Consider the following 22,956-nt stretch of genomic DNA (forward strand, 5'->3'; position numbering starts at 1 on the left):
TCACGGGCGTAGAGAGTGCGCGCCCGTGGAATTGTCCCCCGTACTGGCACGCATTCGCCTGACCTAGGCATACCGCGCGCCCGACGGTCGCCATTGGGCCTCTTAACGCTGAATGGCTGATGTGTAGTTCCAGTGCACGGGACGCGCTCCCGCAATGCCCGATCTAAATGTTGCGAGCTTTTTTCCCGCGAGACTTCCTAGGTAAACGGTTTTCAGGTCGGCGCCTCCAAACGCAACGCAGGACACGTTGTGCAGACATCGGGTCAAACCCGCTCGTGCAACGGCATCGCTGAGCTGATCGGCTTCCCATTTCTCTTCTGCCTCAGCGATCAGCCACGGATCGGCATCCTCCAGGATGACCTCACGGCGGCCCGCTAGGTCGATGCGAACGACCCGATTGGAGAGGACGCAAGCCACCCACACTCCACCATCAACATCAAAATTCAGGCCATCAGGGAAGTCGCCATCGGTGAAGGCATACACTACCTCCTTCGAGCCAAGGCTAGTCCGACCATCAACGATTTCTATGGGGAAGCGTGAAAGCAGGCGCGATGTGCTCTCGTTGACATAGAGCCATTTTCCGGTCGGATCTGCACGGCACTCATTGGCAAAGCCCAGACCCTCGGCAACGATACGCGCACCCTGCTCATCTATTAGCACGATGTAACCGTCCGCCGTGTATCGATTGAACGCTTTGGTTCGTGGTCGCTGCTGAGTGCATACCGAGATCCAGAGGCGGCCCGAATCGTCGAAGCCGACGAAGTTGCAGTTTCTGAGCCGACGCCCATCCACCTCCAGTAGGAAAGGGTGTAGATGGTGGTCGGCGTCAATTCGCCAAACGCCTCCCTCATCGCCGAGGTTTGCAATAAGGAACTCTCCATTTGGTGTTAGCGCGATGCCGTTCGGTAGAAACCCCTCCGGCGCATCGTGAAGCGGTGTTCGCGCTCCACCTAGTCGGGTCACCCCGCAAATGTGATCTGCCGCGAACACGTCGGTCGATGTGACCAAGACGCTCTCGGGGCGCTCCAAATCGCTACCGACAAATGCTAGGTCCGCTACCGTGATGCCCATGAATTCTCCTTGATATGCGATCCATGGAGTTTATCTGCAGTCTGGGCAGTGCGGCCTGCCAAATGGTGAACCGGTACGTCTTAAATCGCGAGTGCCTACCAGCCGTGGGGTAAGGCAAGCTGCGGCAGCGTAAGCGTCGCATTCGGGGGCAGGGATCTACGGGACCGTGTATCTTGGCGATTTGGCCGGCAGTCGGATCGCCAGTTTCAGGTCACCAGTCGCGGGCGTGCGTCGGGTACACTGGAACTACTGCCGCCATTTTAGAGTAACCACCCAGGCTCGACTCGAGCGCCGACCAGGCTAACTTATTTCGTCGATTAGGTGCTTGAGTAGGGTCCGCAGCGCGATTGACTGCGCTCGGTCCGTCGAAACGAATATTTCGAGCTTTCGTTGCGCCCAGTCCTCTTGGATTGGCACATAAGTGGCACGATCGGGCTGATCCAGTGGGGGAAGCGTCCCTAGCGGTGTGATCGCGATACCTAATCCAGCAATCGCAAGCGTGCGCGCCACATCACCGGAACGTACCCGGTACTTCGGTTCGAACGTGCGCCCAAGCTTTGTCGCTGCTGATTGAAGGGCGTGCATTGTTGAACTTGCCTCCGACCAAGCGATGACATCCGCAGCCAGCAACTGCTCGGCATTGAGCGATTGTGCGACAGCAAGAGGATGCAGTGGTGCCATCACTGCAACGAGGACATCGGGCCGATAGGTCTGACTCGATACTTTCGCGACTGGCTCCTTCAACCCCACGCAGACCCCCACGTCGGCAATGCCCGCACTCACTGCTCGCACGATAGCTGAGCTATCTTCTTCCACGATTTCAAACGTGACCATGGGATAGGCCCGCGCGAATTCGCTAATGTCCTGCGCCAAGTACTCCACAAAAGCCGATTTAGTCGCCCAGATGCGTACATGTCCTTGCACACCATCAGCGAACTCGGCCAACTCATGATGCAGATCTTCGACGCTGTTCAAGATGTGTCGCACGTGCCGCTCGACAATTTCGCCCGCGGGCGTCAGCCGCGTCCCTTTCGGATCGCGATAGAGCAATTTGAAGCCGAAAGTGTCTTCAAGATCGTGCATGCGTTTAGTCACGGCAGAGGCTGCGATAGCCTCACGCGATGCGGCCCGGCCGATGTTCTTCTCTTCCGTAATTGAGGCAAACAGCCTCAATGTCATGAGGTCGAACTTACGAATCCAGATGTTTGGATTTAGTGGCGTGCGCATAGCCAATCCCGAATACGAATACGCGCAGCCTCGACATGTTGAGAATACAGGGGGCCTGACGGCAGCAAGTATCTAACCACAGGCTCCGATTCCATGCGCCGCAAATAGAAGCTGCGGCCTCTAAACATTGGATCGGCCTCGATTAGAATCTGCCGCGAATGCACCCAGGAGCACCAGTATATTTCGTCGAAAGATTGGCATCGAGAGTTGTCTCTGAGTGTCCGCGGTGGTCAGACCGAGTTCTTTCACGGTCTCGCACACGCGTTGGTTCGTCGCGCGGACAAAGCTTACCGTAAGGTATTCTATCGCTCAGATTTGTCCTCGTCCACTCGTCTGTAGACATCTACCCGTGCGCAAATGGGAAAGCGGCGGGTCGCGTCATCGCAGGGTAGCGGCCACTTTATGCATGCTATTGCATGAATCAGTGCTCGGTGCCCTTTGCTCTAGCGATTTGAGCGGGTTTTGCAGGTACCAATCGTTGTTTGCCCGGACGGCGCACGAACTCCAAAAGTCTGAGGTAGAGACTGCTTCGCGTTTGGAGAACGGGGGGCTGCCTAACGAGAAGTTCTTCGTCCTGCCGATGAAATCTAGACTTGAGGCAACGAGGAAACGCCGATGACTTACCTAGATCTTCCGGGCCGCATTCTCTTTCTTTGCGGTGACGAGGAAAAGCTGCGTGCTCAGCTATCCGGCGCGAATATGAGGCTCAGCGATGTGGGCCCGCTGCGAAATGACATATCGACCGACGAGATCACTCCGGGCCCTTCCCTGTTCTACGTTGATGAGCAGTTGGGGCGGCACGTTTACACTGGGTTTACGGCAGGCGAGGCGCAGCCGATCAATGAGGACGCTGCCCTTGCGGGAGGGTTTTCAATTACCGTTGGGGGCAAACGGTATGGCAAGGGCTCCTCGCGTGAACATAGTCCCTTAGCCGAGCGATATGCAGGAATACGCCTTGTCGTTGCCGAAAGCTTCGAGCGTATTTACCGACAGAATGCTGATAATATTGGTCTATATACATCAACGGATTTCGGTCTGATTGAAAGAATTCAGCGCGGTGAACGCATCGCGATTGAAGAACTCCTCGCGCCACGCGATAGGCTGGCGGCCTCCATTCTACGAATGGGCGGACTACTCCTTTATGGGCGCGAGCACTTAAAGGTCGTAAGACGTAGCCGAGCGGCGTTGCATCCGCGGCCTTTGACGCTCACAGAAAAGATTTTGGCGCGGAACGTCATCGAGAGTAATGACACCAGCGGTGAATTGGTTCCGGGCCAAGGCGCATTCGTTCGCGCAGACTGGCGCTATATTATTGAGGTCTACACGGGTATGGCGGCTCACATGATGCACGCCACGTTCGGCCGGCCGTTGAAGCTTGTGGATGTCGGCTCCATTTTGGGATTTGCAGAGCACGCTTCGTACATCAATCGACATCCAAAATACATTAATTCTGGCCCGCCGCCGCGACGCGTAAGTGTCATGCATGATGTCCATGAAGAGTTTCTGCGGGAGTACGGCATCCGCTCACATGGCTATCTGCCGGGACCCGGCGGGTCCGAGGGCATTTGCCATCCGATCATGGCAGAACGCTACGCGCTACCGGGCCAAGTGTTGGTGGGAACTGATTCTCACACTCCTCACTCAGGAGCGCTGGGATGTTTGGCCTTCGGGGTAGGAACTACCGACATGGCCAACGCAATGCTTACTGGAGCAGTTCGCCTTACGGTGCCGGAAACGATTCGCATCGAGTTCAACGGCGAGGTGCCAGCGGGTATTACCGGCAAGGACCTTGCATTGCACTTGCTTGCTCATCCCAAGATCCGAGGAGGCTTGGGAATAGGAAAAGTGTTTGAGTTCTGTGGCACGAGCCTGCGCCACATGTCGATCGATGAGCGAACGACCTTAACAAATATGGTGGCGGAGAACTCGGGGGATTCGCCGGGATCGTCGAGCCCGACGAGAAGACTTGTGAATTTTTGCGGGAAAGACGCGGCATCAACTTTGTCCTTGAGCCCTGGATGAAGAGTGATCCGGGCGCAAACTACTCAGACATCATCGTCATAGAGACGGCCCTGCTGTCTCCCATGGTCGCTTCTCCAGGCGATCCGGGTAATGGCATCCCATTGGCTAGTCTGGCCGCTCGTCCCAAAATTGATATAGCCTTTGCAGGATCTTGTACGGGGGGCAAGCGCGAAGATTTCGATGCCTATTACGCTGTCTTGTCATGGGCCGCCGATCACGGTTTGAGGGTTGCCGAGGGAGTCGAGTTTTACCTTCAATTCGGCACAATGGCGGTTCGCGATTACTGCGAGGCTCAAGGTTACTCGAAAATGTTTGAGCGAGTTGGCGCGACGGTGCTGCTGCCCGACTGCGGGGCCTGTGCCAATTCCGGGCCGGGCGCATCGCTGAGGCCGGACCAGGTAACGGTGAGCGCGCAGAACCGGAACTTCCCAGGACGCTCTGGTCCAGGCCAGATTTGGCTCGCCAGTCCACCCACCGTAGCGGCAAGCGCGATAGGCGGCGAGCTGCTGTCCTTCTCCGAACTCAGGTCGCGCTTCGGCAACTAAGCACGGGAATAGGAAAGCCACGTCTTCCGCTGGAGAAATGATCCCCTTAAGGCAGCGACTGCTGCAAGCTCACATAAGGCAACCTTTGCCTCCTTGTCGACGTCAAGCGGGACGCTGGTGGCAGTCGACAACGTTTAACTGAGAACACCTGGATTCGGAATCATGCGTTTGCCACTAGTCTCCGTTAAACAACGTGCCGCCTTAAAGCGGGGTGTCGTAAGCAATGGCTATTGCATGATGCCCGGAACATTCAGTGCTGAGATTTTCGGCTCCCAAGGATTTGACTGTGTAACGGTTGACCTTCAGCACGGCTTGATTGGCTGCTCTGAAGCGATCCCGATGCTTCAATTGCTCAGCCGCATGGATGTGACACCTTTGGTCAGAGTGCCCTCGTTAGACGAGGGGATCATCATGAAGATGTTGGATGCCGGGGCGATGGGCATCACATGCCCAATGATTGAGACGCCGGAGCAGGCTGCGCGTCTGGTGGAATACTCTTACTATCCGCCGCTGGGTCGCCGAAGTTTCGGCCCGACACTACCGCTGAATCAGTATGGTGGCGAGTACCTGAAGCAGGCGAACTCCAGCATTGCGACATTTGCAATGATTGAAACCGCACTCGGGGTCCAGAACATCAAGGCAATCACGCAGGTTGAAGGTCTGAGTGGGATTTATTTGGGAACCATGGACTTGGCAATGTCCCTTGGCCGACCGGAAGCGAAGCTCTTCGATGATGAGGTTCTGGATGCTGCAGTTTCCTCCGTCGTAAGCCATGCGAAAAACCGCGGCTTGATTGTCGGGTTGCTGGCATCGGGCACCGAATCCATAAAGAGGAGTATCGGCTACGGGTTCAACTTCATCACAGCGTCCACCGATGTTGGTGCTATGCGTTCGGAGGCAGAACGCTCATTCAAGGAATACCAAAAGGCGGTTGAAAATCCAAAACATTTGATTGGCGGCGGGGCAGGTGACGTTACGCGGAAATGATCGATCGCTGTGATCTGACGCTATCGCGTGTCGTGCCTAGGTCCGGAGTTTCTGAGATAGGAGGCGCAATGAAGACATCGAGTAGGCCGCCGACCATTTCGCCATGTGGCTTCGACGAGTTCATCGAGACCAAAGTTGTCATGGGTGCTCCGCCAAAAGCTGATTGATTAGCCTGCGTCTGCCGTCCACAAGACAGAAAAAATGGAAACAGAGGAAACATGTCATCAATTCCGTCGACCTTTCCGCCGCCGTCAGCCGTCTCGTTGAAGGATCGCCTGTATGCGCGAATCACTGTGAGGCTGATGCCTGTCTTGATGCTTGCTTTCATCGCTGCGCAAATCGACCGCGTCAACGTTGGCTTTGCCAAAGCACAAATGCAATCCGCGCTTGATTTCAGCGATGCGGTGTACGGCCTGGGTGCAGGCATCTTTTTCATCGGCTACTTCCTTTTTGAGGTACCGAGCAACGCTATCTTGGCACGGGTTGGTGCAAGGCGCTGGCTGGCGCGAATCGTGATCACGTGGGGAATCATGTCTGCCATGACCGCGTTTGTTCAAACACCCGGTCAGTTCTACGTGGTCCGATTCCTCATTGGCGTCGCCGAAGCCGGCTTTGCGCCTGGTGTGATCTACTACCTTAGCACATGGTTTCCCAACAGTCGCAGAGGTCGCGCCACTTCGTATGTTGGCATTTCGATTCCTCTCGCCTTCATTCTCGGCGCGCCGATATCGGGATGGATTCTGCACTCCTTCGCTGGCTCAACGATCATGGCGCCGTGGCGGTGGCTCTTCGTTCTTGAGGCGCTCCCAGCGCTCGTCGCGGGGATTCTACTTTTGATTTTTCTAAACGATGACATCAAAAGTGCCAAATGGTTGTCGGAGGAAGACAAGTCGATGGTTGAGGAAGATTTGAGGATCGACAATCGGGAAAAGGTGGCCGGCATTCCACTAACAGAGATGTTTCGATTGCCCGCTGTTTGGATGCTGTCTTTCATCTACTTCTGCTTACTTATGGGGCTGTATGGTCTGAACTTCTGGATGCCCTCGCTCATCATGCGTTCGGGTGTGAGCAACGAATTAACGGTGGGGTTACTTACGGCGATCCCCTTCACGGCTGCGCTTATCGCCATCCTGGTGACAGGCCGGACGGCCGATCGAACGCGTATGCGTCGTGCACACTTTTCGGGGGCGATGTTTATGGGTGCCGCGGCCTTAGCAGGCGCAATGGCGATTGGAGGAGGTCCCGTTGCGACTGTCTTGGCCCTGTCCGTTGCTGCTGCTGGGCTACTGTCCGCGACGATTTTGATTTGGGCGTTCCCAACGGCAATGATGCAGGGAGCAACGGCGGCAATTGGTATCGCCATCGTGAACTCTCTCGGGAACCTGGCAGGATTCGTGTCCCCGTTCGCTGTCGGCTGGTTAAACGTACGCACTGGGAATCCAGAGCTGGGCATGTACCTTATCACGGTGGTGGTAACCATCGGCGCCATTGCAGCCCTCACGTTACCCGCTCGAGTCGTAGACAAATAGCGCTTCAGTTGAGCAATTCGATGGCCGCATTGTTACCAGCCGCTCGGAAGCGGCCTGCCTGCAGCCATGTGAAGTCAGAATGAACCTGAGTACGAGTGATCTGTGCGATACGCGTGCAGATATCCAGTCTTGCCAGCTCCAGTGCATGAGCTTCGGGCGTCGTCCTGCGTTCGCCGGGTTCATTCACACTGTGCGCTACAACGCCGGGATGAATATAATCAAGCGGGTGGCCAATCATCCGGCGCATGATCAGGTACTGGTCATCGACGGCGCCGGAAGTTGGGCGTTCGCTCTGTTCGGCGACCGAATGGCCGAAAATCGTGCTTCGGAACGGTTGGGCGGGCGTCGTCGCGAACGGAGTTATCCGCGACAGCGAGGAGATCGATGCGATGGAAATCGGGGTGAAGGCCCACGGGACCGCTCCCAACAGACCGTCCCTCGCGGGCGAAGGCACGTCCGACATCACCGTTACCTTTGGGGGAGTATCTTTCATTCCCGGCCGGCGCCTCGTGGCCGATCGCGATGGGGTCGTGGTGTTGCCCGAGGGCCTGACCGAGGCGGACATTCCGGTGGCCGATGCGATCGCTGCAACGGATCGCGCAGACTTAAAACGGCGGGGTACATTGCCGCCTATCGCGGGTCGCCAGTCTGCAACCTTGATGCAGCTTTATGGGCTGTCGGCGACCGCCTAAAGGCGGCGGGAATTGTCTTTCAGCCCGGAGTGAACGAGGACCTCGCGGCGACAGCGGTTCGCGGTACTCAGCAACTACCCGCGCTAAATCACGGGTGCGGACGGTGGATGGCGGTGTCACCCTGCAGGCACCGGAACGTGAATCCGAAGGAACACTAAGTCACATCAACAAAGGAAACGGAAATGGCCCGCTTGCCCTATCTCGAGGCCGACCAGGTCGCGCCCGAATATCGCGACCTACTCAAGCGCAACACCAATCTGCACAAGCTCTTGGTCAATTCGCCGGAGATGGCGCGCGCCTTCAATGGCATCGGCGGCTATATCCGCTTCAAGAGCAAGCTCGACCCGCGCCTGCGGGAGCTCGCGATCCTTCAAGTCGGTTGGATGGAGAAGTCGGAATACGAGTTCACCCATCACGTAAAGATCGGTAGTGAGTTCGGCGTCACCGACGAGGATATCGCAGGCCTGATGGCCGAAACCGAGGGCAAACCGTCGAAGCTGGAGCCGTTGGCGAAAGTGATCCTGAAGGGTGCCCGCGAGATGGTGCGCGAGCCCGCGATGTCGGATTCGACTTTTGCCGAGATCAAGACACATCTCTCCGACGAGCACATGGTCGACCTCGTCCTGACCATCGCCTTCTATTGCGGCGTCGTGCGGGTGCTCGCCACCATGAAGATCGACAACGAGCCTTATTACAAAGAGGTACTCCAGCAGTACCCGATCCCGGGAGTGAACTGACATGCGCTTGAAAGACAAGGTTGCGATCGTCGTCGGCGCCGGCCAGAGCCCCGGCGAGGGCATGGGCAACGGCCGGGCCACCGCGCTCACCTTCGCACGCGAAGGCGCAAAGGTTCTGTGCGTCGACCACAACCTCGCTTCCGCGCAGGAAACCGTCGATTTGATCGCGGAGAAGCAGGGCACGGCTGCCGCATGCAAGACCGATGTCACCAGGCACGCCGAGATCCAGGCGATGGTGGCCGAGGCCATGAAGCGCTGGGGCCGGATCGACGTCCTGCACAACAATGTCGGCGTCAGCCTGGCCGGCGGCGACGCCGAGCTTCTGTCGATCACCGAAGAAGCCTTCGACCGCTGCGTCGCCATCAACCTGAAGAGCTGCATCCTCGCCGCCAAGCACGTCATCCCGATCATGCGCAAGCAACAAAGCGGCGCCATCATCAACATCTCCTCGATGGCGGTGATCACGACCTACCCTTATGTCGCCTACAAGGCCACCAAATCGGCGATGGTCGCCTTCACCGAGCAGCTCGCCTATCAGAACGCCGAATACGGCATCCGCGCCAATGTCATCCTGCCGGGGCTGATGAACACGCCGATGGCGGTCGATACCCGCGCGCGCGAATGGCACAAGACCCGCGCAGAGGTCGAGGCCGAGCGCGATCGTCAGGTGCCATTGCGCAAGAAAATGGGCACCGGCTGGGACATCGCCAACGCCGCGCTGTTTCTGGCTTCCGACGAGGCCAACTTCATCACCGGCGTGACGCTGCCGGTCGACGGCGGATCGAGCGTGCGGCGCGGCTAGGACGACGCTTTCGAAATCCGGCGGCGCTTCCCGCCGTAGGCAAAATAGATCGCGAGCCCGACGGCGAACTATGCAGTCCGGCAAAGTTGTTGTTGATGACTTCGGCGCTTTGGAGCGCTGCGCCAAAGGCGGCAAACTATTGTCGGCAACTTGACAGAGTGAAAGGCAGACAGGTTCGCAACGCTGACTGGCCGGCATAGTGTGTGCCGCATCGTGTGGCGCGACCACGCCCGCTGCTCGCTGTAAATCGGAAGTTGCGTTTGCGCCGCGGGATCTTCGTGATATCGACTTCCGACTGGCTGCTTGTGGCGCAAAGCGGGCATTCGCCGAAACGAACCGGTCCAAAAGTGCCATCGCATTGTTCCGCCGCCAGCGGTCACTTCCATTGCCCGCACCACAAAGATCGGCTCTCTGGACGTCATCTTCGGAATCGGCCGACTTGCTCGGCGGCGAAGTTATCGACTCAAAGTCCGCGCCGCCAATACGGAACGGCCGGCGCAATGGTTCAGGTTTGATGTGGTGCGATCGAGCACCTTGAGCACGCTGCGACATTGAAATGGCAGCGGTCGCCGGTCCGTGTTCGATAGCCGCGCCTAACCGTTCCCTTTATTTGTACCTGGCCGCCAATCAGATCGGTGACGGCCGACCCGCCGCCTCGATATGGGCGGTGCCAAGCCCGGCCGAGGCGAAGTTTATCTTGCCCGGCTGCGCTTTGGCGAGCGCTACAAATTCCCAAAGGCTATTGGCGGCCACTGAGATGCACGACGAGAGCGAGAGGGCAAGTCGCCAGCAGCGAGATAGGAGCGAAGTCATTTTTCGAAGACTGAACTCGACGTATCGCGCGGTTTACCGGCGGCTCATCAATCGTTGAATTTGAAGCCGGGTAACGGGTCTCCCGGCAGTCCCGGATCGGAAATCGAAGCGCAGTTGGACTGCATCGGGTTCCCTGCCAAGGCGGCCTGAACGAATGCAAGTTCGTCGGAGTAGGCTGCGTGGACCGTTCCGTTATGGGTCACGCCGGCATAGGCTTTCCAAACCACATGGCTCCTGGCTTCGCATAGGGCTGTAACGGCGGCATATTGGCGTTGCGGTGGGATCAACTTGTCGGCCAGGCCGGTGGCGAGAAAGACCGGTATTGGCATTCGAGCCGAACTCATTTCGATTACCACGCTTAGACGATCGGCAATCTCTGGATCTTTCAGGCTGTTTGCCACGGTCAGACCGTTGCTGCGAACGACTTGTGCAAGCTCCGCGTTGCATCCCTCTCGGGCGGCCTGCAGCAGTGGCTTCCCCATTTCAGTAACGAGGTCGTCTGGCTTTATTGCGACGTCCCCGAGAGCACCAGCGATCATCATGAGAATGGCGATTTGCGGGGGAAGTGAACCCGCAAAAGACTGCTCGTTTGAAGGCTTATTGGCCGCCGCCGGAAACCGGGAAACGATGCCGGTTGCGATCGATGCCTTGATGTTGAGGTCGGGCGCGTAGGAAGGCGCGAGGCTCGTTGCGCCGAGCGAGGCGCCGGAGCCTTGCGACTGACCCGTGATGATGATGGCATTGGCGATCTGTCCGTTCGATTGGTTGACCGCCGCTCTAGCGGCATCGAGCACTGAGCGTCCTTCTGCTTCCCACTTGAGATAAGGATGCGGGCCGGGCCCCCCAAGACCCTGGTAGTCAGTCGCAACGACGGCAAAACCTTGTTCCAGCCAATTGTTGATGTACGCGCCATCGCGCGGCCGGTGCCTGCTCCAGGATGGCGCGCACCTGTCGGCGACGCCGAGCGTGCCGTGCGCCCAGGCAACAAGCGGCCATCCGCCCTGTGGCGCGGCCCCCTTCGGAAGATAGAGCGTGCCGCTTACCGGAATGATGCCGGATCGCCATCTTACATCCGTCGAAGTGTACAGGATTCTCCTGGCCGACGCGGCCGCAACGATCTCTGGCTGATCGGGTATATCTTCTTCGCGTAGCACGAGACCTGGCTTCTCGGGCAAAGCGCCGGTCCAGCGGTAGAATGGCGACAGATCCTGGTCACCAACGATCGGCGCCTGAGGTAGTGCGTCGGCTATGGCGTACAACGCGCCCGGATGAGGTGAGGCGCAGAGAGCGAGTGCCATGATGCCAATTCTTGCCAGTGTTTTCATGATTGCGTTCCTTCGCTTTGGCAGTCAATCGAGGATCCTATTCCACCTGCAGCCTGATCCGGCGGATGACACCGCCCCACTCGTCCGATTCCGCCTTGAGCAGCGCAGCCGCTTGAGCCGGGCTCGTAGCCCGCGGGTCTAGACCGACTTTGGCGAACTGGGCGACCGCGTCGGGCTCCTGCAGCACGGCATTTAGTGCGGTGTTGATCTTGCCGACGATTTCGTCCGGCATGGCTGCCGGACCGTAGAGCGCGAACCATGTCTCGACCTGATAGTTGGGCAAGCCTGCCTCGGCCGAATTCGGCAAGTCCGGCAGCAGCGGCGTACGCTGCCGCGACGGGACGACCAAGGGTCGCAATTTTCCATCGGCGATGTAGGGTGCCGAGTTGCTGACAGCGTCGACCATTACTTGCAGCCTTCCGCCGAGCACATCGGTCAGCGCTGGTCCGTTTCCGCTATAGGGAACATGCAGCATCTCGAAGCCCGCGAAGTTCTTCAGCAACTCGCCGGCGAGATGCAGAATGACGCCCGTCGCGGAACCGTAGGCGAGCTTGGTTGGGTTCGCCTTGCCGTAGGCGATGAGTTCCTGCAGATTGTTGACAGGCACGCCAGGATTGACCGAGATCACCAGAGGCCCGGTGCCGATCAGTCCCAGCGAGGTGAAGTCGTTGATGCCGTCATAGGGGGCGAGCTTGCGCAGACGCGGATTCACCGCGTGGGTGGATACGCCGCCGAGGAGCAACGTGTAACCGTCGGACACCGACTTTGCGACGAATTGCGATCCAATAATCGCGCCCGCGCCGGGCCGGTTCTCGATGACGATCCATTGCCCCAGCTTGTCGCGCATACGCTCCGCGATGAAACGCGCGACGACATCACTGCCCGCGCCAGCTGCGTAGGGCACGATCAGCTTGATGATGCGGCTAGGATAATCGCTCTGCGCGCGGGCAAGCCACGGAGTTGCGAGCGCACCGAGCAGGCCAAGGCTACCCCGCCGCGTCAGGCCTCTCGCCGTTGTCATCCTGTTCCTCCCGATCTTTCGCCGACCGCAAGGCGCGCGGCGTTACTTTTCTAGTTTCGAGCATGCCCGCCGTTTCCGCCTTAAGCAGGCCGGAACCGCCTGCAATCGACCACATGTGGTCCGCGCGATGGACGATCAGGCATTCGAGGCTGCGCTGCATCAAGTCGCCCTCGGAGGAATGGCCGAGCGCAATGTGCGATCTCCTCGGGCAGCCCCACCGCGATGCAGATGTGGGCGCCGTAGACTGGATGCCGCAGTGAGGGCGAACCGGCCTGCGATTTGTCTGCTTCCCATCGCTTGCGGTTGGCGCGGTCGAACTCCCAGGCCTTGCCGACATCGTGCAGCAGCGCACCTGCCAGAACGATGTCGCGGTCGACCATGGTTTCGGGAAATTCCCGGGCAAACTCGTCTGCGATCGCTATCGCGATACGAGGTACGCTGCGCAGGTGTATCGCCTGGCTGCCGCGCTTCAGCGCGAAGTCGCCAGGCGTCGCCTCTCCCGGAATGGCTGTGACGCGCGGAAAATCCGCTTCCGCCAGCGCATAGGCCCAGGCCTCGATCGTGGCGCAGTTCCTCATTACGAACTTGCGCGAATTCCGGAAGATCCTCCAGCACCGTCGCGCGCAGCTCGTCTGTGAGAGAGCGGGGTTGGCGTCGGTCAAGGAAATGCTCGAATGTAGCTCGGTGTAGCCCCTATTGGCGCAATCAACCTCATTCACCGGCACTAGGTGTCTCCCGCTTCTCGACCCAGACTGGCCGGACCAATTCATAGATTTGGCTGGGCTTAATCTCCGGTACGTCGAAGTTTCCGATCGTCGGGTAGATTATTAGTGTACCAAACTATTCCGCTGACTCTTTCACCCACCGCTAGTGAGCGGCGAATGTCGCAGGTGACGCATCATCAGCTTTGCGGCATCGGCGTTGCGTCCGGCGTCGAGCAGGTCGAGCATGCGAAGATGATCTTTGATGTGGCGCCGTATTCCCGGTCTATCGGCAAATGTACCGTAAGCGAACAGGCGACGTATTGAGTTCACGCGTTTGAGCGCTTCGAGGAAGAACGAATTGTCGGTGCCGCGCATGATCTCTTCGTGAAATTCGCAACCTGACTGGAACACCTCGCTGAGCGACATTTGCTCGAATTCGCCTCCGAGAATCCGAAGGTGGCGCTGACGCAGCCGCTCGATGATTTCAGAGGAGAGGCGATAGCCCGGTTGCGTTATCGCGGCTGGCTCGATAACGGCGCGGAAAGCGAGGCTCTGTTCATAGGCTTCCGGACTCGACAACATTTCGGCGAAGCGCCAGCCGTAGCCCGGCATTCGCTCCATCCAGCCTTCCGCGGCCGTGCGGTCGAGCAGGCGCTGCAGTTCCGGCCGGCTCAGCCCGTAGCGACGCATCAGTTCGGATTCGGTGACGTTCGCCGGCAGGCGGTTGCAGAGGCGATCCGCAGCGATCGCGGTATACGCCTCGTCGCCGTGCCTGAACGTCGCGAGCGCCGACTCTGCCGCCACGCTGCGCGTGTCCTTGGCGAGGACGAAGCCGCAATTGGGCTCGCTCGTCGCCAGCCCGGCGGTCGCAAGTGCTTGCAGGCCCAACCTGATCGGCCCGCGTGAGAGATCGAGCTCGTCCGCCAGGCGCTGCTCGATCAGCCGGTCGCCCGGCTGCATGCCTTCCCGCCGCGCCACCGCCAGAATTCGGTGTGCCGTGAGCTCGGCGCGGCTTGAAGTTGACCGAGCGCCGCCATTCGTGACGGGCCGATTTTTGCGATTATCGAGGGTCGGCACGAGCACACCGCGGAATTTGGGCTTGACAGAGCCTTTCATAGATTGTTCGTTGTCGCAATAAATAACAATACGTCTCCGGGAGGTCTAAGTGATGTCGAACGTCCCTGAGGTCCATATTTGCGAGACTGGTCCGCGTGACGGCCTGCAGAACCTCGATATCTTCGTTCCCACCGAGGCGAAATGCGCGCTGATCGACGCCATCGCCGCGGCGGGGGTACGCGAGATCGACGCGGGCTCCTTCGTGCCACCCAAGGTCGTTCCGCAATTTGCCGATGTTGATGTTGTGATGCCGCATGCGCTCGCGCACAGAGCCGTCACCATCGGCGCATTGGTTCCCAATTTCAAAGGCGCCGAGCGCGCCATCGCCGCGGGCGTCGACGCCATCTATTTCGTGATCTCGGTGAGCGAGACTCACAACAAGGCCAATGTTCGCCGCTCCATCGAGGAGCAACTGGAAGGCTTCCGCGCCGTGCGTGCCGCGATCGACGCCAGGCCGGGCGGCAATCGCCCGCACCTCGTCGGCGGTATTGCGACGGCCTTCGGCTGCTCACTGGAGGGGCGCATCGGGGAGGGGGCGGTCCGCCGATTGGCCGCGGCCTATGCCGAGGCGGGCGCCGACGAGGTCGGGTTGGCCGACACCGTCGGCTACGCCACGCCGCCTTTGATCAAAACAGATCGTCCAGGGTGTGCGAGACGATCTGGGCGCTACCATGAGCTTGCGGCTGCATTTGCATGACACCCTCGGCCTGGGCCTCGCCAATGTCGTCGCCGGATTGGAAGCCGGCATCCGCCGCTTCGATGCGGCGGTGTCCGGTCTCGGCGGTTGCCCGTTCGCGCCTGGCGCGCGGGGCAACATCGTGACCGAGGATCTCGTCTTCATGCTGGAGGAGATGGGCCTTTCGACCGGTATCGATCTCGACCGGCTGATGGCGACGCGCGCCATTCTCAGCGCGAACATTGCAGCCAAACATTTGACCGGCCATTTGCACGAGGCGGGAATCCCGAAGGCACTGCGGAGGGTCGCGTAAGCATGGCGGAGCAGGACACAACGGCACGTGCCGACGACCTGCGTCCGCTTGCGGGTGTGCGCGTCGTCGAGTTCAGCCAGATGGTCATGGGGCCGACCTGCGGGCTCATCCTGGCCGACCTCGGCGCCGATGTCGTGAAGGTGGAGCCGCCCAAGGGCGATCGCACCCGCAACTTCAAGGGACCGGCGGCGGGCTTCTTCGCAACCTACTGCCGCAACAAGCGCAGCGTGGCGATCGACACCAGCTCATCGGAAGGCCAGGCGGTCGCACGCCGCCTGATCGAGAAGAGCGACGTGATGATCGAAAACTTCCGCCCCGGCCTGCTCAAGCGTACCGGGCTCGACTACGGCTCGGTCGCAAGCTTCGCGCCGCACGTCATCTATTGCTCGCTGAAGGGCTACCTGCCGGGCCCCTATGAGAATCGCCTCGCGCTCGACGAAGTCGTGCAGATGATGGGCGGGCTCGCTTATATGACCGGTTTGCCCGATCGGCCGATGCGCGCCGGGGCGTCGGTCAACGACATCATGGGCGGCATGTTCGGCGTGATCGCCATTCAGGCAGCGCTCGCCGAAAGGCAGCGTACCGGCCGCGGGCGATACATCCAGAGCGCGCTTTACGAGAACAATGTGTTCCTGATGGCGCAGGCGATGATGTACGAAACCGTCACAGGCCAGCCGTCAGTCCCCTATTCCGTCAAGGACAGTCCATGGCCGGTTTACGACCTGTTCGACACCAAGGATGGCTCGAAGCTCTTCGTCACCATCGTGGGCGAGGAGCAATGGCAGGCCTTTTGCGGAGCCTTCGACCGGGAGATTTGGCTGAGTGATTCGCGCTTCGCCACCGGTCAGGACCGCGTCGACCAGCGCGGCTGGCTCATTCCGGAGATCGCAAAGATCTTCAAGCAATGGACCAAGGTCGATCTCTCCGCCACGCTTGAGAAGCTCGACCTGCCTTACGCGCCTGTGAACAAACCCGGCGATCTCTTTGCCGATCCGCATCTCAATGCGTCAGGCGGGCTCGCCGATATTCATCTGACGGACGGTCGTAGCGCCAAGACACCATTGCTGCCCGTATCCATGGATGGTCAGCGGCTGCAGAACCGACGCGATCCGCCACAGATCGGTCAGCACACGCGCGATGTCCTGAATGAGATCGGCTTTTCCTTAGGCGACGTCGCGGACCTGCAGCGGTCGGGTGCCATCGCCATGATGCCGGGATGAAATTTCCCGGACCATGTCGGTAGAAAAATGGAAAATAAAATAGAGGGAGGGCTGCATGCTCGTTACACGCCGCAAGGCCATCATGACGGGGCCCGCATCACCACTTTTTCCCCGGACCCTGCACGCCGAAGCCAGACGGTCTCCAGCCCCGAAGCGCTTTCCCAAGCAATGGCATTCCGCGCAGTGATCGAACCGGCAGCGATCGCGCAGCCCGGTTATGCCATGCCGTACGAGGTGATCACGAGACTGCGCGAGCGCCAGCGGCGCGTTCTGGAAGTTGAGTTCGAGAGGATGACCATCGGCGAGATGTATCAGTGCGGCTGCGACTTCCATGAGCAGATCATTCGTGGAGCTGCCAATCCCTTTTTCGTTGAATCGCTTAGGCGCGTGAACTCGATCCGTCGGCTGTTCGCTTATCGCAGCTTCGCCGACCATGACGGTATCCGCCGGCATGTGCGTGAGCATTTGCGCCTGCTCGATTTGCTGGAATCGCGGCGGCATGTCGAGGCGGCCAAGCTGATGGCCAAGCACTTGCAGCGCTCGATGGTGGCAGGTGTGTCGTGACACTACAAATTCAGACAGTTCCAGGAACTGACGCATGTCCACGCCGGATTCTCCATGGCTATGCGTGATTGCTATCTTGTGTTGCTTGCAACCATGCGAGGTCAGAATGAACTTGAAAACGAGTGATCTTTGCGATGCGCGCGCAGATATCCAGTCTTGCCAGCTCCAGTTCATGAGCTTCGGGCGCCGTCCAGCGTTCGCCGGGTTCATTCACACCGTGCGCTACGATGAAGGGATGAACATAATCAAGCGGGTGGCCAATCAGCCGGCACATGATCAGGTGCTGGTCATCGACGGTGCTGGAAGTCGATCGTTTGCTCTGTTCGGCGACCGAATGGCCGAAATTGTGCTTCGGATAACGGTTGGGCAGGCGTCGTCGTGAACGGAGTCATCCGCGACTGCGAGGAGATCGACGCGATGGATATCGGGGTGAAGGCCCTCGGAACCGTTCCCAACAGACCGTCCCTCGCGGGCGAAGGCACGTCCGACATCACCGTCACCTTTGGAGAAGTATCTTTCATTCCCGGCCGGCGCCTCGTGGCCGATCGCGATGGGCTGGTGGTGTTACCCGAGGGACTGACCGAGGCCGACATTCCGGTGGCCGATGCGATCGCTGCGACGGCTGCCTATCTGGCCGGCAGCTCGTGAACGCAAGTGCGAACAGCACCCCCGGCCAAGAGTATTGCGACGAAGAGCGCAAGGGTACCCGGTCGCGCCTTACCGGCGCGGGATAATCCGATTGTCAAGGCAAGCGAAGCCGCCTTCGCAGGCGTATTGCAGGCGATTCGGGCCACGCTCACCAAGGTGCGCCTCGGGTTCGACACGGCGCCCGAGGATTTTTCTCCGGCAGCTAACTGTCGGGCAGTTGACAGTATCGAAGCAAGACATGGGATTATGATTTCGGGCGTCGAGGAAACGCGAGCGAGATAAAAATGCCGGCGCTTAACGCACGGTGAATTGCCCGGGGGCTCCTTGCTCCTGCGTGTCGCGCGCGACCCGGGCGGAGGAGGGGAATGAAATTGAAGCGCATTATTTCGGCAGCCTCCCTTCTACGAGAGTGTAGGAACTCTAGTTCCGTTGCGATCGGCGGCGGCATTTTCAACCATAGCACCGATTGCAGCGATGGCCTGGCTCGTCTGCGGCGGACCCATACTGGCGGACAACGGGGGCGTTATGGCAGAACTTGACCTGCAAGGTCGGATCCTTTTTTTGACCGCGGATCCGCTGCTCCTTGATCGTCAGCTCGGTGGTGGAGACTTGACGCTCGCCGAAGCTGGGCAGCTCAGGGATGACGTCTCTACGGACGAAATCACGCCGGCTCACGTAGTGACAATGTGGGACGACCGTTTGGCAAGTATTCCCTACATCGGTCTGAAGGTCGGTGGCCGTAATCCGATCGGGTTGGATGCGGTCAAGAACGGGGATTTCGCCATCACCGTCGCAGGGAGCCGGTATGGCAAGGGCTCTTCTCGCGAGCATAGCCCATTATCCGAATTGCGGGCCGGCGTCCGGCTGGTCATCGCGACGAGCTTCGAGCGGATCTATCGGCAGAATGCAGACAACATCGGTCTGTTCACGTCCACTGATTTCGGCCTCATCGAGCGGCTACAGAAGCGCGAGGTGATTGATCTTGAAGAGCTCTTGGTATCGCGCGATCCCGTAGAGGCGGCAGTGCTCCGTAGCGGCGGCCTCCTTCGTTATGGCCGGGAACGTATCAGCCTTATCGGCGATGCGAGCGAATTGCCGAATGATGGAATCCCGAAGGCCCTAGCCGAGAAAATCCTCGACCGACACCATGTCGTGACCGCTGATACCGCCAGAGTTCTGCAGCCCGATGCTGGTGCGTTCGTCCGTGCCGACTGGCGATTCTTCCATGAAGCTTACGGCGGGATGATCGCGCAGATGCTGCACGATGCGTTTGGTCGCCCGTTGACGTTGCACGATCCCGCCAGCGTCGTCGCATTCGAGGATCACTTTTCCTACAGACACCGCAGCATCGCGCATCTGAAGGCGGGTAATCTGTCCAGCCTACATGATATGGTTGAAGCGCATCGCAAGTTCGTCGGTGAATACGGGTTGCGCAGCCACGGTACACTGGCGGGCGAAGGAAGCGAGGGCATTTCGCATGCGATCATAACCGAGCGCTATGCATTGCCGGGGCAAGTCGTAACCGGGACTGACTCGCATACAACCCATAGCGGCGCGCTCGGCTGCCTGGCCTTCGGGGTCGGCAGCACGGATATGGCGAACGCGCTGATGACGGGCGTCGTGCGCCTGAAGGCCCCAGAATCTATTAGAATCGAGCTGGCCGGTTCTCTCCCCTCGGGGGTGACCGCCAAGGATCTCGTGCTCCATCTGCTGGCAACGCCACGGATCAAAGCCGGTGCAGGCCTGGGCAAGGTATTCGAGTATGCTGGCCCGGCGATAGCCGGACTCTCCACCGACGAGCGCGCGACGCTGACAAACATGACAGCCGAGCTTGGCGGCTTCACGGGAATCGTAGCTCCGGATATTGAGACGCTGCGCTTTCTGCGAGAACGCCGCGGCATAGATTTTGTCATTGAACCATGGATGCAGAGTGACCCGGGTGCGAAGTATGCGGAGACGATCGAATTCGACTGCTCGAAACTAACACCGATCGTGGCCAGGCCGGGTGACACAGGCAACGGCGTGCCACTCAGTTCTATAGTCGGCCGCCCGAAGGTGGACATCACCTATGGCGGCTCGTGCACGGCGGGCAAGCGCGAGGACTTCGACCATTATCACGCAGTCTTGTCGTGGGCTGTCTCACATGGCTTACGCGTCAAACCGAACGTGGCGCTCTTTCTCCAATTCGGTACCACCGATGTGCGCGACTACTGCGCCGCCAAAGGCTATCTCGAAGCCTTCGAGCAGGCTGGCGCGGAGATCCTGCAACCGTCATGCGGAGCTTGCATCAACTGCGGCCCCGGCACTTCGGCGGCCGCGGATCAGGTGACCATCAGTGCGATCAATCGCAACTTTCCTGGCCGATCTGGACCCGGGCAAGTATGGCTTGCCAGCCCCCCAACGGTCGTTGCGAGCGCGATAGCTGGCGAGATCGTCTCCTTTGATGAACTTCGGGAGCGGTACCATGCTTGAGGGCGCTTGCTCTATGAAACAGCGATTTGCACGCGCTTTGGTGCGGAGCACGTCGACATGCACCTTTCGAGGGCAGGTCCGCTTCGCGTTCGAAAAAGCGGATACGCCTGGGGCTATGCGACAAGCCGCAACGTCGGCTTTGCGACTCGAGCGCTTGCAGGGGGCGTTCGAGATGACGTGATCGTACGTGCAAGATCGGCCTCGCAAAAAAAAGGCCGTATCAGGGAGGAATATGATGGCAATATCAACAGAGGCGGCATCAGCGTTCAAGATGCCGACGCCCGGCTCGCGTGAAGTGGCCGCCCGCTCGCTCGCTCTGGACGCCGGTGAAATCTCAGCGCGGCTAGATCGTTTGCCGCCAACGCGAGCGGTTTGGAAACTGATTGCACTATTGGCGCTCGGGAATTTCTTCGAGGGATACGATCTGCTTTTCACTGCGTATATCGGGCCCGGGTTGATCAGGTCCGGCATCATGACGTCGACGACGCCGGGCTTGTTCGGCATGACAGGGTTAGCGGGCTTCGTTGCCGCGCTGTTTTCCGGCCTCTTCATTGGCACTCTGGCGTGCGGCTTCCTTGCCGATCGATTCGGTCGCCGCGCGATCTTCACCTATTCGCTACTGTGGTACTGTGGCGCCAACTTGATCATGTGCTTTCAGTCAACCGCATTCGCGATCAATTTCTGGCGGTTCCTTGCCGGAATAGGCCTCGGTGTCGAGCTCATCACAATTGGCTGTTACATTTCGGAATTTGCGCCCAAGCAGATACGCGGGCGCGCCTTCGCCCTAGTCCAGGCGGTCGGGTTCACGGCCGTTCCGGTCGTGTCGTTCATCTCTTACTTGCTTGTGCCGATTGACCCGTTCGGGTGGGACGGCTGGCGCTGGGTCGTGTTGATCGGATGCGCTGGCGCGGTTTGCGTGTGGTTCATTCGCCGCGCGCTGCCGGAAAGCCCTCGCTGGCTGGCGATGAAGGGCCGTCTCGAGGAGGCCGATCGCATCGTGAGCGACCTGGAACGGAAGGTGGCGAATGATTGCGGTTCCAAGCTACCCCCGCCTGCTCCTGCGGAGCCCGTCGTGCCACATGGCAAATTCGCAGAAATCTGGGTGCCGCCTTATCGCAGCCGGGCGATCATGATGATAATCTTCAATATCTTTCAGACGGTCGGATATTACGGCTTTGCAAACTGGGTGCCGACGCTGCTGATCAAGCAGGGCATCACCGTCTCGACAAGCCTCGGCTATACGACATTGATTGCGCTCGCCGCGCCAGTTGGTCCGCTGCTCGGAATGCTGATAGCCGACCGGATCGAACGGAAACACGTGATCGTGGTTATGGCTGCTGTGAACATCATTTGCGGCCTCCTGTTCAGCCAGGCCTCCAGTACCGAGGCGATCATTGCGCTCGGCGTGTCGCTGACGCTTGCCGGGAACATCATTTCTTACTCCTACCACACGTATCAGCAGGAGATATTCCCTACCGGTATCCGGGCAAGAGCCGCAGGATTTGTGTATTCCTGGAGCCGATTCTCCGCTATTTTGAATGCGTTTTTCATCGCTTTCACGCTCCAACACTTCGGTGTTGTCGGCGTGTTCCTGTTAATCGGAGGAGCGATGGCGATCGTGATGTTAGCGATCGGACTGATGGGCCCTCGCACGCGAGGCCTCGAACTTGAGAAGATTTCGCACTGACACCTGCTCGGGGGTCCGCAAACCTGAAAAGGGGTGGTCGATGTCGAAGGAACTGCCCGACGGGATCCGACTGGTTCACGGCGATGGGAACTTTCGACGTTCTCGCGCCGCTGCCACCGGCCATCCGCCAGGAGTTCATAAGCCGCTCGACATTTCGGACGTATCCCGCGGGACACGTCATCTATGTACAAGACGATCGTGGGCAGGAATTTCACCGCATCGTCAGTGGCCTGGTCCGGATGTCGTACCTGCACTGGGATGGGCGCCAACTGGTATATAGTTTTTTTGAACGGAACGATTGCTTCGGTTACAGCAATCTGGTCGACGGCAAAGGCCTACCACACACGACCGAAGCTCATACGGACGTTGAGGTTCAGGTCATTGATCGAGACGCTTTCAAAGTGCTGCGAGCTCACCGGGAATTCGAGGACGCGCTCTTGCGCCTCGTTTGCGGTCACATGCGCCTGGCGTGCGATTACATCGCAGACGCGCTGCTGGACTCATGTGCTGCGCGCATTGCAACACGGCTGTTGGAATGCGCACGTCCGAATGCAAGCGGGAGCCGACATCTTGAGCTTCCACAGGAAGAGATCGGGCTGATGGTCGGTGCAACGCGCCAATCCGTCAATCAGGTGCTGAGAGAGTTTCAGAATGACGGAATCGTGCATCTCTCCTACGGCAAAGTTGTTGTTGATGACTTCGGCGCGTTGGAGCGTCGCGCCAAAGGCGGCCGACTATTGTCGGCAACTTGACAGAGTGGAAGGCAGACTTGCGCTAAGGTTCTC

Annotated in this window: 22 protein-coding genes and 2 pseudogenes; 18 read left to right on the top strand and 6 right to left on the bottom strand. The window is 59.2% G+C overall.

Annotation, left to right across the window (positions count from 1 at the left end; all coding sequences use genetic code 11):
- Positions 1 to 102 precede the first annotated feature (102 nt).
- The gene (locus tag ACVWW3_RS02730; RefSeq protein ID WP_456650979.1) at positions 103 to 1,071 is read right to left on the bottom strand and encodes an SMP-30/gluconolactonase/LRE family protein; all 969 of its coding nucleotides are present in this window, start codon (positions 1,069 to 1,071) and stop codon (positions 103 to 105) included.
- Between the two features lie 300 nt (positions 1,072 to 1,371).
- Positions 1,372 to 2,298: a LysR family transcriptional regulator gene (locus tag ACVWW3_RS02735; RefSeq protein ID WP_456650978.1), complete on the bottom strand. Its 927-nt coding sequence runs from the start codon at positions 2,296 to 2,298 to the stop codon at positions 1,372 to 1,374.
- 615 nt (positions 2,299 to 2,913) lie between these two features.
- Between ACVWW3_RS02735 and ACVWW3_RS02740 the strand changes: the two genes are divergently transcribed.
- The 9 genes and pseudogenes from ACVWW3_RS02740 to ACVWW3_RS02780 all read left to right on the top strand — a co-directional run bounded on the left by ACVWW3_RS02740 (position 2,914) and on the right by ACVWW3_RS02780 (position 9,612).
- Entirely contained in the window at positions 2,914 to 4,320 is a 1,407-nt protein-coding gene (locus ACVWW3_RS02740; protein ID WP_456671846.1) for an aconitase family protein, read from the top strand.
- Entirely contained in the window at positions 4,275 to 4,865 is a 591-nt protein-coding gene (locus ACVWW3_RS02745; RefSeq protein WP_456671847.1) for an aconitase family protein, read from the top strand. Before ACVWW3_RS02740 ends, ACVWW3_RS02745 begins: the two co-directional genes overlap by 46 nt.
- A 162-nt stretch (positions 4,866 to 5,027) precedes the next feature.
- Positions 5,028 to 5,852 carry an HpcH/HpaI aldolase family protein gene (locus tag ACVWW3_RS02750; RefSeq protein WP_247453114.1) on the top strand — a complete coding sequence of 275 codons (825 nt, stop codon included), beginning with the start codon at positions 5,028 to 5,030 and terminating at the stop codon, positions 5,850 to 5,852.
- A gap of 218 nt (positions 5,853 to 6,070) precedes the next feature.
- Entirely contained in the window at positions 6,071 to 7,381 is a 1,311-nt protein-coding gene (locus tag ACVWW3_RS02755; RefSeq protein WP_247453116.1) for an MFS transporter, read from the top strand.
- Between the two features lie 145 nt (positions 7,382 to 7,526).
- Positions 7,527 to 7,640 (top strand): annotated as a pseudogene (locus tag ACVWW3_RS02760) (hypothetical protein); the annotation flags it as partial.
- Positions 7,627 to 7,857: pseudogene (locus ACVWW3_RS02765) on the top strand (RraA family protein); the annotation flags it as partial. The pseudogenes ACVWW3_RS02760 and ACVWW3_RS02765, both read left to right, overlap by 14 nt.
- Before the next feature lie 54 nt (positions 7,858 to 7,911).
- On the top strand, positions 7,912 to 8,073 hold the full coding sequence (locus tag ACVWW3_RS02770; protein ID WP_456672453.1) for a hypothetical protein: 162 nt from the start codon (positions 7,912 to 7,914) through the stop codon (positions 8,071 to 8,073).
- A gap of 182 nt (positions 8,074 to 8,255) precedes the next feature.
- Positions 8,256 to 8,810: a carboxymuconolactone decarboxylase family protein gene (locus ACVWW3_RS02775; RefSeq protein WP_247453122.1), complete on the top strand. Its 555-nt coding sequence runs from the start codon at positions 8,256 to 8,258 to the stop codon at positions 8,808 to 8,810.
- Between the two features lies 1 nt (position 8,811).
- Entirely contained in the window at positions 8,812 to 9,612 is an 801-nt protein-coding gene (locus ACVWW3_RS02780) for an SDR family NAD(P)-dependent oxidoreductase (protein ID WP_247453124.1), read from the top strand.
- An 860-nt stretch (positions 9,613 to 10,472) separates the two neighbouring features.
- Here the strand turns inward: ACVWW3_RS02780 and ACVWW3_RS02785 are convergent.
- The 4 genes from ACVWW3_RS02785 to ACVWW3_RS02800 form a co-directional block, all read right to left on the bottom strand.
- Positions 10,473 to 11,750: a lipase family protein gene (locus tag ACVWW3_RS02785; protein WP_247480984.1), complete on the bottom strand. Its 1,278-nt coding sequence runs from the start codon at positions 11,748 to 11,750 to the stop codon at positions 10,473 to 10,475.
- A gap of 37 nt (positions 11,751 to 11,787) precedes the next feature.
- The gene (locus ACVWW3_RS02790; RefSeq protein WP_456650977.1) at positions 11,788 to 12,771 is read right to left on the bottom strand and encodes a Bug family tripartite tricarboxylate transporter substrate binding protein; all 984 of its coding nucleotides are present in this window, start codon (positions 12,769 to 12,771) and stop codon (positions 11,788 to 11,790) included.
- Positions 12,772 to 12,851: 80 nt separating this feature from the next.
- The gene (locus ACVWW3_RS02795) at positions 12,852 to 13,349 is read right to left on the bottom strand and encodes an HD domain-containing protein (RefSeq protein WP_247453139.1); all 498 of its coding nucleotides are present in this window, start codon (positions 13,347 to 13,349) and stop codon (positions 12,852 to 12,854) included.
- 279 nt (positions 13,350 to 13,628) lie between these two features.
- On the bottom strand, positions 13,629 to 14,591 hold the full coding sequence (locus tag ACVWW3_RS02800) for a GntR family transcriptional regulator (protein ID WP_456671848.1): 963 nt from the start codon (positions 14,589 to 14,591) through the stop codon (positions 13,629 to 13,631).
- 52 nt (positions 14,592 to 14,643) lie between these two features.
- Between ACVWW3_RS02800 and ACVWW3_RS02805 the strand changes: the two genes are divergently transcribed.
- From ACVWW3_RS02805 to ACVWW3_RS02845, 9 genes are all read left to right on the top strand, one after another.
- Positions 14,644 to 15,288, top strand: coding sequence for a hypothetical protein (locus tag ACVWW3_RS02805; RefSeq protein WP_456671849.1), 645 nt, complete (start codon positions 14,644 to 14,646; stop codon positions 15,286 to 15,288).
- A complete protein-coding gene (locus ACVWW3_RS02810; RefSeq protein WP_456671850.1) occupies positions 15,263 to 15,580 on the top strand; it encodes a hypothetical protein in 318 nt (105 codons plus the stop codon). Before ACVWW3_RS02805 ends, ACVWW3_RS02810 begins: the two co-directional genes overlap by 26 nt.
- A gap of 2 nt (positions 15,581 to 15,582) precedes the next feature.
- On the top strand, positions 15,583 to 16,800 hold the full coding sequence (locus ACVWW3_RS02815; RefSeq protein ID WP_247453142.1) for a CaiB/BaiF CoA transferase family protein: 1,218 nt from the start codon (positions 15,583 to 15,585) through the stop codon (positions 16,798 to 16,800).
- 27 nt (positions 16,801 to 16,827) lie between these two features.
- Complete coding sequence (locus ACVWW3_RS02820; protein ID WP_247453143.1) at positions 16,828 to 17,364, top strand: GntR family transcriptional regulator; 537 nt, start codon at positions 16,828 to 16,830, stop codon at positions 17,362 to 17,364.
- A 106-nt stretch (positions 17,365 to 17,470) separates the two neighbouring features.
- Positions 17,471 to 17,746, top strand: coding sequence for an RraA family protein (locus tag ACVWW3_RS02825; protein WP_456671851.1), 276 nt, complete (start codon positions 17,471 to 17,473; stop codon positions 17,744 to 17,746).
- A complete protein-coding gene (locus tag ACVWW3_RS02830) occupies positions 17,743 to 18,012 on the top strand; it encodes an RraA family protein (protein ID WP_456671852.1) in 270 nt (89 codons plus the stop codon). The genes ACVWW3_RS02825 and ACVWW3_RS02830 overlap by 4 nt, the downstream gene beginning before the upstream one ends.
- 474 nt (positions 18,013 to 18,486) lie before the next feature.
- Positions 18,487 to 20,484, top strand: coding sequence for an aconitase family protein (locus ACVWW3_RS02835; protein WP_456650975.1), 1,998 nt, complete (start codon positions 18,487 to 18,489; stop codon positions 20,482 to 20,484).
- Positions 20,485 to 20,719: 235 nt separating this feature from the next.
- Positions 20,720 to 22,171 (top strand): MFS transporter, encoded by a 1,452-nt coding sequence (locus ACVWW3_RS02840; protein WP_247453146.1) that lies wholly within the window; start codon positions 20,720 to 20,722, stop codon positions 22,169 to 22,171.
- A gap of 83 nt (positions 22,172 to 22,254) precedes the next feature.
- Complete coding sequence (locus ACVWW3_RS02845; protein WP_456671853.1) at positions 22,255 to 22,923, top strand: Crp/Fnr family transcriptional regulator; 669 nt, start codon at positions 22,255 to 22,257, stop codon at positions 22,921 to 22,923.
- Positions 22,924 to 22,956 lie beyond the last annotated feature (33 nt).

Source organism: Bradyrhizobium sp. LM2.9, assembly GCF_054056555.1.